We start from the raw sequence: 14,520 nt of genomic DNA, 5'->3' as shown, positions 1-14,520 counted from the left end.
GGTTTTCATTCATTCTCACCAATACTAATAACATGTATTTCAAATTCTACATCAGGCATGGACTCTGCTAAATCGTGTCGGATTCCTTTCAAGATGTCCGACTTCTTATCTTAAAAATCTTCATGCCGTTTCTCACCATTCTGATAAGAATTCTTCCTGCCGATTATCCTCCCTGATTTTTTTAACCTTTCGAATAAATAAAAATCTAATGATAAAACATAAGGCATTCAAGATAACAAACATATAAACGAAAGTAATCCAGTTGATCTGGAATGGCATATAGTCCCCTGTCTGAAGAGAAGTCATAATCTGGATATTCCTTGCAGCATAGACGGCCACAGGCAGAGTGAGCAAGAAAAGTAGATTGCTAATCACAATGTAGGGGTTAAGCAGGATACGATAAACCTCTCTCTCCTCATATCCTAGTAAATCAAACATCAATAGAGTCTTCATATTACCATTCAAGCCAATAAACACCGCTAGGTAAATCAATAAACAGCCTGTTATAACACCGATACTTTGGTTGATAATAGCGCTTGCTTTGTTGGAAGTTTGACTTCTTTGAATCGCTGATAATTTTTCCTCTAGGGAGCGAGTTTTTCCCTGACCTTTTTCTTGAGCGTTATTGGTCAATCTGCCATTAAAACGATCGTCAGCTTCATTTACCATAGCGGATGCTTGGCCTCTTGGAATATATATCGTCTTTAAATCAGCATTCTCCGCAAATCCAGCTATCTTTATCTGATGCCGCTTTCCCTTTACTCTTAACTCTAGAGTATCCCCAACTTTAAGACCGTAATTCTCCCGCAATTCAGGGTTTACAAAGACACCTTGTGTGGGATCTAGAATTTCTCCCTTACTGTCAATCAGCTGAAATAAGTCATTTTGACTGGTAAATGAAAGCGCCTGATAGGCTATAGTTTCGCCTTTTATCATTAAATCAACATCGTATCTCAGATAGGTTACAGAATCTGAAGCTGACTCAGCCTCCTCCTTTCGGTAGTTATCATAGCTGATATCATAAGAATAGTGCCGGCCGACCTTCTGAGATTCAAGGATTTTAGAGGAGCTAAAAGTAAGAGACAAGCTTAAGACAAACATGATGCTAAATGTAACGATAGCAATCAACAAGAGACCTAAGGTGCTAAAATGATTTAGAGTTAGCTTAAATTTGAATTTATGCTTCATCGGCAGCTTTTGAATCAACTTCTCTATCAAACCGGGACGGATGCTTTTCCCGTCTGTCTGTTTCATCATTAAAGCCAGATCTGTTTTTCTCACCGTCAGTCCTGCCAAATAAGTAAGAGCTCCTAGGAAAAGACTTAGGAAGAGGGTTCCCGTCATAACCGACTGCAGAGAAAGTCCTTTACTCAATCCTTGTACGAGATAGGTCTGGCTATTAGCAGAAAGGAGGATGTCAGACCCCCAGAAGCCCAAGACTAAGCCAAGCAAGGAACTGAGCAAGGATAAACCGCTGATTAATAGCGCATAGCTTGCTAGCACACTGGAGAAAGAAAAGCCAAGGGACATCAGCTGGGCTAGCTGCACTCGATTTCTTTGGAGCGTCCCTCTGATGAATAAGGATAAAATGAGGGAGAAAATGGCTACCATGGCGACAGTAATGTTTCGAATCAAGACCTGATTGCTTTTCAATGCTGTAAGATAATCTGACTCATTGCCTGATAATTGCTCTCCACCTAAACGAAGTAAATTGGCATCAATCGCGAAATGAACGAAGAAGTACATAAAGGAAATGAATATTAAAATCAGAGATAGAATGGACACCATTGTCCTCTTAGCAAAAAAGTCTCTGGATAGATATTTAAATAGCAACCCCATATTAAATCTCCCAACTCATTTGATTCGGTGACAGCTTCTCCATATTCATGTCGTCCCTAACAATACGGCCATCTTCTAAGATCAGTATTCGGTCAGCTGTTCTGGCAATTTCTCGATTATGTGTCGTAAAAAGGATACTGGTCCCGTAGGTTTGCTTGATAGCATGCAATAAAACAATAATGTTCTTACTATTTTCGCTGTCCAGAGCACCCGTCGCCTCGTCACAGAATAAGACAGCCGGTTTCTTGATCACAGCTCTGGCAATGCAGACCCTCTGTTGCTCACCGCCCGACAGCTGATGAGGATATTTGTTCAAAAGTTTCTCAATTCCCAGTAGCGAAGCCAATTCTTCTAGGTCCGCTGTCTCTGCGGCATACTTGCTGCCCAGCTGAATATTCTCCTCCACTGTTAGATTAGGAATTAACATATAGTGCTGAAAGACCAAACCAATGTCTTCTCTCCTAAACTTAGCCACTGCCGATTTGCTCAGCTGACCTATCTCCTTTCCTTTGTATAAGACCTGTCCAGAACTTGGTTTCAGTAAAGACGATAAGATATTAAGCATAGTTGACTTTCCTGAGCCGCTGTGACCCAAGATTGCTACAAACTGCTGATGATCAATTTTTAGGTCCGTATTCTGCAGGACATACCTGTCCTCATATTTTTTACTGATTGATTTAGCTTCTAATAGCGCTTCTGTCATGGCACACTCCTTTTCTTTGTTTATTATACCATTTTTTATTGAGTAATGTCTCCTATTTTCAGAAAAGCAAACTATAATCAATTCCCACCTTTCTAATTTTTTCAACTATGACTCTGACAAAAGAAATCAAAAGCATGCAAAAAAGCTCCCTAAAAACAGGAAGCTGATAGTCTATAAAAATCGGAAAGCCTCTTCCATTTAATTTTCCTCAATACTAATAACATGTGTTTCGAATTCTACATCAGGCATGCACTCTGCTAAATCGTGTCGGATTCGCTCCAAGGCTTCCAGACGCATTTCGACAGAGGTATTGGCATTCCCCTGAATGATGAAAATAGCATCCTTGGTCTCCTCATCAAACTTATAATACTCGCTGTCACGAACATCCAGCCAAGCCAAAATGCCTTTGGCATCCCGATAGACATAGTCCGTCTTGGCAACATGCTTCTCCTTGGACAAAATAGGCAAAAAAACATCTTCCTTTTGGCTTACGGTGAATTCTATCTGATCTTCAATCTTATCAAAATCATGCCCTCCAATAGCCAGTAGGGAATGCAGGGCTTCGACATTATAAATATCAATAATGCTATTAATATGAGGGAGCGAGCCTCGGTGCTGGATATTGCGAATCAGCGCGGGAACCGTCGGAGGATTTTTCTTGACACTGCGACCTACGCGCTGCAGTATTTCTATATAACCTTGAACCACTGGCGACTCAAGCACCTCATCCAAGTCGCATGCCAGAGCCCAGTCTTCCATTTCCTTTTTCTTTTTTAGAAATGAGGAAGACAGTTTTGCATGAGGATTGACATTCTTGGCAATCCCGATAACGACACTCTTAATGCCTAAATCACTCAGACTCTTATCAATGACAAATTTCATAGCAGCATACCTCCATCTTTTCTTCATTAAATTTTATTAGTATTCTACACCTTCCGAACTTATATTTCAAGGAATATTAAAAGAAACAAGGGACGAAATCCCTTGTTTCTTTTGGTTGATTTATTCTTCCTCTTCGGTCTCCGTATCTTCATCAGAGTAGTCGTCATCTTCTTCGTTGAGTTCGACTTCTTCACCTAGATCATCTGGAGCGATTTCGTTGATTTCAGCATCGTAAGCTTCCACTTCATTCTTCTCATCGTCTGGATTTTCCTCATCGTATGAGAGAGCTGGATCTGCTTCGTAGCCGTCCTCATCTTCTGGATCGTCATCGCTGTAGTCAATGGCATCCTCGTCGCCATCCATAAAGGCATTGACGCGTTTCTTCTTGCGTTTCTTAGGTGCGTCGTCCTCATCAGTCTCTTCCAAAGCGATGATTTCTTCATCCACTTCGTCAATAGCATACCATGAACGCAGGCCCCATTTATTATCTCCCAGCGGAATAAAGCTGCCGTCTACATTGAGTTCTGTGTAGAATAAAGGCAGAGCATCACGAATCTCACTGTTTGATTTTTCCAGATAGTTTTGAATTTCATTGACCAGATCATTAAAATACATCTCATGGTCGCGGCCGCGGGCTTCCAAAATGGCACGCGCCACTTCAATCATAGAAAGCTCACTTTTTTCCTGTCCAGCAAATACTTCTAATTCCAAAGTTTATCTCCTTTAAGATTAAGTAAAGGCTTATCGCCCTCTTGCAATTTTTCGCTACTTTCTATTGTACGATAAATTTCTATTTTCGTCAAAAGAAAATCCAGGAAAAATCATGGAATAAGTACAAAAAGAAACCAGTGCATTTATACACTAGTTTCAAGCAATCTCATTTTGAATGATGAAGCTTACTTCACTTTCGCAGTGCTTGTAATCACTTCAACAGCTTTCTTGATAGCAATGTCATGTTTCAGCATGTCTTCTGACAGCAATTGACGAACACGTTCCACTTCCATGTTGTAGTCTGTAGCCAGTGAAGTTACTTCTGCTTCGATTTCTTCTGCGCTAGCTTCAAAACCTTCTGCCTTAGCAACAGCTTCTACGACAAGGTTTGTCTTAGTGCGTGACTCAGCATCTGCTTCGTATTGCTTGTGCAGGTCTTCCTGACTAGTTCCAGTGATTTGGAAGTACATGTCAGGTGAGATTCCTTGGCGTTGCATGTTGCCCAAGAATTCATTAACAGCGCGGTGTACTTCTTCGTGGACCATTTCTGCTGGCAAGTCAACGATTTCAGCGTTTGCTACTGCTTGATCAATAGCTGCTGCTTCTACCGCATCATTATAAGCTGTTTCCTTAGCTTCTGACAATTCTTTGCGGTACTTTTCTTTCAGCTCGTCAAGAGTTTCCACTTCTTCGTCGATATCTTTTGCAAGTTCATCGTCCAATGCTGGAACTTCTTTTTCTTTAACTTCGTGAATAGTTGTCACAAACTTAGCTTCCTTGCCTGCCAAGTCTTCTGCTTGATAGTCTTCTGGGAAAGTTACGACAACATCCACTGTTTCGCCTGCACTGTGACCAACCAACTGCTCTTCAAATCCTGGAATAAATTGGCCGCTGCCTAGTCCAAGTGAGAAGTTGTCACCCTTGCCGCCGTCAAATTCAACGCCGTCAACAGATCCAACAAAGTCAATCACAACTGTATCACCATCTGCTGCTGGACCTTCTTTGAGAACCAACTCAGCCAAGTTGTTGCGCTCACGCTCAATGCGCTCATCTACTTCAGCGTCAGTCACTTCTTTGCTAGCTTCAACAGTTACTTCCAAGTCTTTATAAGCACCCAGCTTAACTTCTGGCTTAGTGACTACTTCAGCTTTGATGACCCAGTCTTGGCCTTTTTCCATAGACTCGACATCAAACTGAGGTTGAGCAACTACTTCGATACCTGCTTCTTTGACAGCCGCTTCGTATGCTTCTGGAAGAAGAGCGTTCAAAGCATCTTGGTAGAGGGCTTCTTCACCAAAACGTTGGTTGAAGATAGCACGTGGAAGGCGACCTTTACGGAAACCTGGTACAGCAATATCTTTTTTTACTGAGTTAAATACACGGTCCAAGGCAGGCTTGATTTTCTCTTGACTGATGCTAAAAGTCAAAAGACCGCGATTTGTTTCTTTGTTTTCAAATGATACAGACATTCTGTCATTTCTCCTTAAAATTTATTGAATACAACCCATTATAGCATAATTAGAGTTTTTTTCAAAATTATTTTTCCTTTTATCCCTTCCTGATTTTATCCTCTAGATAGGCCGCTCTGACCCCGCCAATTAGCTTGGGACGGCTGGCTAAAGCCGTGACATGGGCAGCTCCCAATTCCTTGAGAATCGGTCGGATAGGAATCTGCACGTGCTTGATGTGCATGCCGATAGCAGTATCGCCAATATCCAGCCCCGCCTGAGCAACGATAAACTCCACCTCGACAGGATCCTTCATGTATTGGAAAGCTGCTAGCTGACCGCTGCCTCCAGCATGAAGAGTAGGCAGAACATTGACTATCTCCAAATCCTTCTTGTTCGCCAAGGCTCTTTCGACTACGAGGGCGCGATTGAGATGCTCACATCCCTGAACTGCCAGAAAGATCCCCTTCTCTTCTAAGATATCCAGTATGGTTTTGACAATGACTTGTCCGACTTCCAGACTAGAACTCTGACCGATATGGCCTCCGACAACCTCACTAGAGGATAGACCCAGAACAAAAATATCTCCCTTCACCAAGGCAGCCTTGTCCAAAACATCTAGAACAATCTGACGAGTTTCTGCTCCAATCTTAGCTAAGTCCATGTCTCACCTCGTTTATTTCACTGCGACTGTCTTTTTCAAACTCTCTGGGAAGGCCTTGTAAAGAGCAAATCCAACTGCTAAACCAAATGCATTCTGCATAAAATTACTTGAGATTTCGGCTAGGGCAGTCCCGACACCATTCATGATACTACCAAAGAGGGCATAGCCACCGACCATAGCTGCTGCAGCCAAGACCAGCCCAAGGTAGCGTTTCTTGCCCTCAAAGCCAGCAAAGAACCCCTGAAGTCCATGACAAATCAGGCTGAAAATCATCCACTGAGGATAGCCGGCAATCATATCAATCAAAAAGCCTGAAAGGCCTCCGACAATAGCCGCTTCCTTGCGGCCAAAGTAGAAGGCTGTAAAATAAATCCCTGCATCCAACAAGGTCAAAAAGCCTGTCGGAGTTGGGATTTTTAAAAAATTCCCCAAAACCACAGACAGTGCTGTAATGAAAGCTAAGATAACTAATTTTTTAACTTGATTATTTCTCATACTGAACTACCCCATATTGATCTGAGCGCTGAATCGCTCGGTAAACAAAATCTTTAGAAAATTGAACTGCTGCAAGCGGAGACTTGCCGAGAAGCAGCTGACTGGCAATGCTGGAAGCAAATGTGCAGCCCGCTCCGGTATTGTTACTGGCCAGCACTGGCGATTCCATGATCTCAAAATCTTGACCGTCATAGTAAACATCCACCGCCCGCTCCTTGCTCAAGCGATTGCCGCCCTTAATCACCACATGCTTGGCTCCCAGCTCATAGAGCTCCTTGGCTGCAGCCTGCATATCCTCCAGACTTTTGATTTCTTTTTGGGTCAATAGCTGAGCTTCTGCCAGATTTGGCGTAATGATGCTGACATAAGGGAAAAACTTGATGATTTCTTCTCTCAGCGCACTGACTTCCAAGTCATGATTTTCCTTGCAGACCAGAACAGGATCCAGCACTACTGGTATATCCCCATGCTGCTTGACAAAAGCCAAAGTCTGCTCTGCTATTTGCAGATTGGGCAAAAGTCCTATCTTAATAGCAGAAAAAGGAACATCCTTGAGACTGGCTAACTGCTGGGCAAAAACCTCTTCCTCAACTGGAAGAATCTCAAATCCCTTGTCAGTCATCGCGGTCAAGCAAGTCATAGCTACAAAACCATGCAGACCATTGACCGTATAGGTAGCTAAATCGGCATGCAGTCCGCCGCCGCTGAAAATATCATTGCCCGAAAAGGCTAAAATCAACTTATTCTTCATAACGAATCTCCTTTAGATAGAGGCCGTTTGGACCGGCTGTTGGCCCTGCCAGATGGCGGTCTTTCTCCGCTAAAATCCTCTGAATCTGCTCTACTGGCATACGCTTATTGCCAATCTTGAGCAGGGTACCTACCATATTGCGGATCTGCTTGTAGAGAAAGCCATTGCCCGAAAAAGTAAAGACCAGAAAATTCCGCTCTGCATCATAGCGAACCTTGGCCTCAGTAATGGTCCGAACCTTGTCTTCCACACTGGTCCCCGAAGCAGTAAATCCAGTAAAATCATGCGTCCCTTCAAGATGAGCAATGGCTTCTTCTATCAGACCCAGCTCCAAAGGATATGGATAATGCGTGGCATAATGGCGCATCATAGGATTTTTAGGGCGGCCGATGTCCACCAAAAATTCATAGGTCTTGCTGTGCTTATTGTAGCGAGAATGAAAATCGTTCGACACCTGCTCCACACTAATAAAATCAATATCTTCCGGCGTCTGGGTATCCAAGGCAAAACGCAATTTCTCTTCATCCCGCTCTTCTGGTAAATCAAAATGCAGCACCTGGCCCAGAGCATGGACACCGCTGTCGGTCCGGCCCGCTCCATGAATCACCACAGGCTGGCCTTTATTGATACGGGTCAGGGTCTTTTCAATCTCTTCCTGAACACTTCTGGCATGAGGCTGTCGCTGAAAACCAGCAAAGTTATAACCATCATAGGAAATAATAGCTTTATAACGTGTCATGTGTTTATTTTAGCAGGAAAAAAAGCCCCCAGCAAGCCCTAAAAGCAGGAACTGTCTGGGGACAGATTTTTTTGAAAAATATCGTTTAAGAATCAGGTTTTTTTCTGTTCCGGCTTGCCATCATGCAACAAAATAACCCATCTGAATCAGACTGTCAGTGACGACACAAACAGAACAAATTCAAATGGGTTATTGATTATATATTGCTAAAGGTCATTATTTGCAGTTACACATGTAGGCAATTAAACACTTTTTCTTAGGAACCCCAAATGGAGTTTTCATCCATAAAACTGTTGGTGTTCTTGAGCAACTGCGTAAAGACAGCGTACTTGAAGTCCTTGGTTGCCCGTTCATCGACACGAGCCTTCTTCAGATCCTTGTCAACGGCTTCTGCAAAGCCAGCTTTCAGCTCTTCAAAAGTGCTGTAGACTTTTCCATTGACTGTCACTGGCTTAATTCCTAAGTTTTGAGCTTTCTCAGCAACTTGTCTGAAGTAAGCTTTCTTGAAGGCTTCCATGGTTTCAAATTCGCCTTCAGAAATTTGCTTGATGATAAAGTTGTCGCTCAAACCAGTCACACCTTGTTCATTGGCTGTCTTGCGGTGTTTATTGGAAGCATAGCTTACAAAGCCTTTTTCATAGCCATAGTAACCCCAAATTCTGAAGGTATTATGCTTGAACATCAAGGCTCCTGGCGCTCCAGTATTGTTTTGACCGCCACCATAGATACCCGTCATGAAGTCGATAGCAATGTAACTAGAGTCATAGTCAGCAGGATTATAAGTTCGATTGTCAACTGCACGGTTAGACAGCAAGCCTTGATCAACCAAGTCCTCTACAGATGAGACTGACATGGCCGCTTTCTCCTCTGCCGTCAAGTCTCTTACGACGTCGTATTGGGTTCGAGGATCCACAACTTTCGGTTCAACCTTCTTGAACCATTTGGCTACTGCTTCATTTCCTTTGGCAACAACGGCTTGTCCCTCAAGGTAATCCAGCAGCATGAGGGTATCATTATAGCCCTTCATGTAATGGTCGATGTCTGCTCGGTTCTTGAAGAGACTTGGCGAGCTATTGAAAATGAGACTGCCATTATTTGGACGATCAAAGGCCATATTGAGACCCAAAGCACCCCAACCTGGCTGATCAGGAACAGGTGATTGGAGCAACCCTTGGGCATAGCCTTCTGGTCCGATACCTTGTCGTCTGCCATGTCCGCCCAGATAAATATAGCCGTCATTGACGTGGGTAAGCTCGTGCGTGAAGACGGACACACCGTATTCCGTCAAGAGGTCAAAGGCCTCAAAGTTCACACGGATTGAACCAGCAGCATGGGCACCATAGCCATTTGACTTGTACCAGCCACCAGCTCTGCCGCCAACTAGGTTAAAGAACTCGCGGGATGGTGCATAAGGATTGCCCTTATTATCATTTCCGTTGACATCAATCCAGCCACGTCCTTCCACATCGAAACCATCCCATACAGCCGTTACATTTTGCTTGACCATTCTGGACTTGATATCATCTGAGAGCAGTTTGTACCAAGTGTCTACGTGATTTCGATGCTGGGTCGCTACTTCCTTGATGCGCGCATTAAATCGTTCATCAGACCATGACCGGCGCTTGTCTCTGTTGACAAAGGCCATCGTGCTATAGTTTGATAGAATGGCTAAACGCGTATTCTTCAAAGTTAGAAGTGGAAGGATATAGTTGCTGAAATATTCAGAGTTGAGGTTATCAAAGACGCGATACTTAGCAGACTTAATCTCCTCGACTTCGGACTGGCGTTCTTCAAACTGAATAAAGCCTCGTGTTGCATCCTTGAACCAAGAATCCATGTCTTCAAAGTCAGTCAGCAGGCGACGGTTGTAATCCAAGTAAGCGACCAAATCACTAGACTTGGACTCAGCCTTCAACTGACGCGCAAACATATTGACATTGTCTGCCCCTTTCAGTTGATTTTCTGTCGAACGACCAATCTTAATCAAGCGATCCAGCAATGACACTTTTTCACCATAGAAGTCTGGTTTGAAGAGCACCAGCTCCTTGAGGTTGTAGTCGCCAAACTTGAGATCGTAATAACGGTTGAGATAGGTCAGACCGATCATGATAGCTGTCTTGTTCTCTTCAATTTTAGCTTTCAGAGTTTCGTTGGCCGCTGGATTATCAGCATGGAATCTTGTCCATTCATTGGCCAGGAGCTTACCAAGCATGTCCTGCAAGTTGGCTTTCACCTCAGCTAAAGATTCATCCAAGAAGAGGCGCTTCACTTTGTTGACCCTATCATTATCATTAGGCAGGCCAACAGAACGATAGACTTCATCACTGTACAGGTCAAAGCTCTTCAAGCTCTCAGTCAGCTGAGTCAGCAAGTCTTCTTTGACAGCCGTTGAGTGATTTGGAGTATAGACTGTACCAAGCTCTGCAATCTGATATTCCGGCAGAGCCGTCTGTTCAAATCGTGCTTGATTTTGAAGATTGTAGATGGTCTTGCTTCCATCTTCAAAATGGACTAAGATCTTATCTGCATCCCTTCCGCCAGCAACAAACTGGTTGCCCTTCAGCGCTTGAACTGATAGAACTTTCTTAGTCAACAAATCGCCCGCCTTAGCAGCATCCACCAGCTTATTGGCCTCATGAATCAAGAACTCTTGATTGTAGAAAGGCATAAAGCGCTCTAGGTTCTGATAAAGCTGTTCATTTTCTGCCTTGTATCCTGGTTTATCTTGATAAGTACTTGTTCTCAGGATAGCAGCATTTAGCTTCTCAGTTGTTACTTCATTTGCGCTGGTTTGTTCAAGAGCCGTAATCCGATAGCTCTTGACTTTTTGCTCCGCTTCAGCTTCTGTCAAGCGGCGGAACTTGGCATCTTTTCCTGTCTTGGTTCCAGAGCTGAGTCCCTGAACACCAAAAAGGTTTTGGAGTTTTTGCCCCATCCAAGCGTCGGTAATCTCATTATCTGAGCTAAAGAGCTCTTTACCGTTCACTACTGTGGCATAGCTGACTGTGTCATTGATAGTTCCATACGGCCAAATGGAAGCAGCGATACCAGCTGAATTTCTTGAGCCTGCATCCTCTAACTTACCTTTGGCAACTGATTGCATCAATCTGCCCCAATTACCCCAGCCTGAACCTGAATAGTCAGTGAAGTTTTGAGCGACCAGCATACCTGCATTTTGGCCACTCTTGACCCAAATATCGGCTTCGACATAGGCGCGTTTCACCAAGGACATAGCGTTACTTCCTGCGATACCGCCTGTCACAGAGTTTCCACCCTTGGACTTAATTCGTCCCTTAAAGGAGACATTTTCAACTCGAGATTGGCCTTCTATATTGTTAACCAAACCGGCAATATGGTCTCTTCCTTCCAAGTATCCTTGGACATTGACGTTTTCGATTACTCCTTTATTCTTCAAGCGAGCAGCAATTGTCGCAATTGTATCGCCCGCTTGCGAATCTGGATAAATCATATTGACTCGCTTAAAGTCAATATCCTTGACCGTTCCGCCAGTAATCGTATCAAATAGAGGATGTGCCAAGTCTAAAATCGCATGGCGCTCGCCATTTTGACCACCAATCAGCTGGCCTTTGAATTCACCTTGCAGATAAGACTTGCTGTTGGCAGGTTTATCAATCAACTTGGCACTGATACTGCGACCCAGAATAAAGGTTCCAGAAGGATTTTCCTTGATGCCGTCCAAAAGGTCTTGGAAGTCATAGTAGACATTTCCTTCACGCTTCTTGGCTTTTTCCAGATAGAAATCAAAGCTATTTTGAAGACCCGTTGCGCTTCTTTGCAGCAAGTCTGGCAGCTGAGCCTGGATCTTGAAGACAGGCTGGTTATCAACAACCACTTCCTCGATAGAGGTAACTGGCAGGACAGTGTCCTTGAACTGGTCGGATGTAAAGTGCAGGTAATATTGATCCAGATTTGCTGGTTTTTCAGCCAGAGTAGGCATCAATTTTGTCTGACCATTTTCAACTTTCATCAAGGCGACATTAGTAATGGACTTGAGCTCCACCTTCTTCAGGTCCAGCTGGACTGTTTCTTGAGCTAATTCTTGACTTTCAGGGCCATTTCCTAAGTCATAGGACAGAGTCGTCTCAATCTTATAAGGTGTATAGTAGTCCAAACCAGTGAAGTTGGCTGCTAGTTGGCCTGCAGCCAAGTTCTGCTCTGCTATCAGCTGGCCATCCTTCTTCAGACGAACATGAGCATTAGTAAAGGCTTGATCTCTGTCCGTTAGCTGGTATTGGACCTGAACTGATTTCTGCAATTCATCCTTCTTAACTGCTGAAACAGTCAGAGTCGGGGCTGCTTTAAGGGCTAATAAGTCAGCCAAAGCCTGCTTGAGTTGGTTGACACCCGCATCTACTTCATCTTGACTTGACGAAGTTTGATAAACCGTCGCAGCCATATTCTTAATTGCTTGCAGCTGCTGGTAGGATTGATTGGTGTAAACTCCTGGATCCACAGCCGCTGCTAAAGCTAGCTGCTTGCTCAATTCTTCTTTATTGATGCGAGCCTTGCTACCCCGAGTGACCACTGTATCAACTGCTTCATGCAAGATTCTTTCAGTTGTTTGTGGATCCGATATGCGATTCCCGTCCAAGACTTCATAGCTGGTTACAATTTCTTTTTGTCCTGGAGTTCCATCGACAGTGGTCTCTTCATCAAGGTACTTGCTATCATCTGTCTTGTTGACAACTTGAGGTTCAATCGTTTCTAGCTTGATGTCTGTATGCAGACTAGGCTGTTCTGGCTGAACTGTTGACTCACCATTAACGCCACCTGTGTATTCTGGCAAAGCTGGCTCAACCGGAGCCGTGTCACTAACTGTAGCTACCGGAGCATCATATACTGGATTGTCTGCTTGAACTGCCGACTCGCCGTTAACGCCGCCTGTATATTCTGGGAGGGCAGGCTCAACCGGAGCCGTGTCACTAACTGTAGCTACTGGAGCATCATATACTGGATTGTCTGCTTGAACTAGCGATTCGCCATTAACTCCGCCTGTGTATTCTGGGAGGGCGGGCTCAACCGGAGCCGTGTCTCCAACTGTACCAACTGGGGCAGTATAGACTGGAGTTTCCGCTTGAACTAGCGACTCACCGTTCACAGCACCGCTGTACTCTGGCAAGGCAGGTTCTTGTAAACTTTCCCCTTTTGCCGTTTCTATAGGTGGATTTGACGGCTGAGGAGCTGGACTAAGATTTGGAGTTGGAGCTGGAGTTGGAAGATTCCCTATATGGCCAGAATCACTTTCATCAGGATTCAGCTGATACAGCAACCCTGCTTGAGCAGCTCGATCAATAGAATCAGAATCCTCTTTTGCAGCTTCTGACACTTCTGCTTGCGCTTGAGCCTCTTGACCAGCTGGCAAAGAGGTTATCTTGGTCTCTGTCAAAGTACGCAAATCAGAAGCGGTAAAGTAACCGATATAGTTATAGCCTGCAATAGTCACATCCGCTTCAGAAACTGCTGACGAAACCGCAACTTGACGGTTATAGGAAAGCAATTCCCGATTTTCTAGCGCAAACGCTTGAGGAGACTGCAACACAGTTTGTCCCAAGCTACCTAGCAAAAGCACTCCTAGTAACTTACCAGATTTCTTTCGTGAGAATACCAAGACAGCCAAAATAGCCGTTCCCGCAAATAAGCCGAGAAGCGGCTGACCGTTATTTCCTGTACTCGGCAAGACAGTTTGCCCATCTTGCTTCCGATAAATCAAGTAATAATTTTCCCCTGTTTGCAGATTTTCAGGCAGACCTTTCTTAATCAGACCTTTTTCCTGCTCTGTTAGCTCTTGCTCTTCAACATAAGTATAGTGAGCAGTCGCACCGCCTCCAACTTCATCCGCAGCAACAGTCGAACTGGACAAAGAGCTCCCAAAAATCAGAGCTGCAATGGCAACTGAGCCCACACCGACAGACAATTTGCGAATCGAATATTTCTGAATTCGCTCCTGCACTTTTTCAAAACGTTTCACTTTATAAATCCCCTTTTTCCTAAAATGTATAAAGTTAATCTCCCATTATCTTCCTAACCAACTCCCCAGCAGGCTAAAAAGATGCGTTTTATACATATAGTATTATCATATATCTTTTAGGAAATTTTTACAATAGATTTTACTTAAAAAAACAATTAATTTTTGTAAAAGTAAATAGAGAAAATCTCTTTACGCTTTTTATTGTGAATTTCTTTTAATTAAAAGGCTGATTAGAGCTGCTCTCTTACTTGGCTACATTTGCCAAATGTCCTTCTAGAAAACATAAAAAGAACAGCATT

The 14,520-nt window shown here is 43.7% G+C and carries 10 protein-coding genes; all 10 read right to left on the bottom strand.

What is annotated here, in order from left to right; all coding sequences use genetic code 11:
• Window positions 1-132: 132 nt before the first annotated feature.
• Window positions 133-1,839: an FtsX-like permease family protein gene (locus RWX26_RS05980; protein WP_002911740.1), complete on the bottom strand. Its 1,707-nt coding sequence runs from the start codon at window positions 1,837-1,839 to the stop codon at window positions 133-135.
• Between the two features lies 1 nt (window position 1,840).
• A complete protein-coding gene (locus tag RWX26_RS05975; RefSeq protein WP_002911738.1) occupies window positions 1,841-2,542 on the bottom strand; it encodes an ABC transporter ATP-binding protein in 702 nt (233 codons plus the stop codon).
• Window positions 2,543-2,740: 198 nt separating this feature from the next.
• Entirely contained in the window at window positions 2,741-3,424 is a 684-nt protein-coding gene (locus RWX26_RS05970; protein WP_009660116.1) for a B3/4 domain-containing protein, read from the bottom strand.
• A gap of 120 nt (window positions 3,425-3,544) precedes the next feature.
• Window positions 3,545-4,135 (bottom strand): DNA-directed RNA polymerase subunit delta, encoded by a 591-nt coding sequence (rpoE, locus tag RWX26_RS05965; RefSeq protein WP_002898937.1) that lies wholly within the window; start codon window positions 4,133-4,135, stop codon window positions 3,545-3,547.
• A gap of 185 nt (window positions 4,136-4,320) precedes the next feature.
• A complete protein-coding gene (gene tig / locus RWX26_RS05960; RefSeq protein WP_002911735.1) occupies window positions 4,321-5,604 on the bottom strand; it encodes a trigger factor in 1,284 nt (427 codons plus the stop codon).
• A 79-nt stretch (window positions 5,605-5,683) separates the two neighbouring features.
• Window positions 5,684-6,247, bottom strand: a complete 564-nt coding sequence (locus RWX26_RS05955) for a TIGR01440 family protein (protein WP_002911734.1) — start codon at window positions 6,245-6,247, stop codon at window positions 5,684-5,686.
• 12 nt (window positions 6,248-6,259) lie between these two features.
• Window positions 6,260-6,742, bottom strand: a complete 483-nt coding sequence (locus tag RWX26_RS05950) for an ECF transporter S component (RefSeq protein WP_002911733.1) — start codon at window positions 6,740-6,742, stop codon at window positions 6,260-6,262.
• Window positions 6,732-7,493, bottom strand: coding sequence for a bifunctional hydroxymethylpyrimidine kinase/phosphomethylpyrimidine kinase (locus RWX26_RS05945; RefSeq protein WP_314580072.1), 762 nt, complete (start codon window positions 7,491-7,493; stop codon window positions 6,732-6,734). Before RWX26_RS05945 ends, RWX26_RS05950 begins: the two co-directional genes overlap by 11 nt.
• Entirely contained in the window at window positions 7,483-8,232 is a 750-nt protein-coding gene (truA, locus tag RWX26_RS05940; protein ID WP_002911730.1) for a tRNA pseudouridine(38-40) synthase TruA, read from the bottom strand. The genes RWX26_RS05945 and truA overlap by 11 nt, the downstream gene beginning before the upstream one ends.
• Window positions 8,233-8,488: 256 nt before the next feature.
• A complete protein-coding gene (locus RWX26_RS05935; protein WP_314580070.1) occupies window positions 8,489-14,221 on the bottom strand; it encodes a ZmpA/ZmpB/ZmpC family metallo-endopeptidase in 5,733 nt (1,910 codons plus the stop codon).
• Between the last annotated feature and the right edge of the window lie 299 nt (window positions 14,222-14,520).

The sequence above is a fragment of the uncultured Streptococcus sp. genome (assembly GCF_963536705.1).
Classification (GTDB): domain Bacteria; phylum Bacillota; class Bacilli; order Lactobacillales; family Streptococcaceae; genus Streptococcus.
The sequence above is the reverse complement of the archived record's forward strand: the minus strand, read 5'-3'. Positions and strand labels throughout refer to the sequence as shown.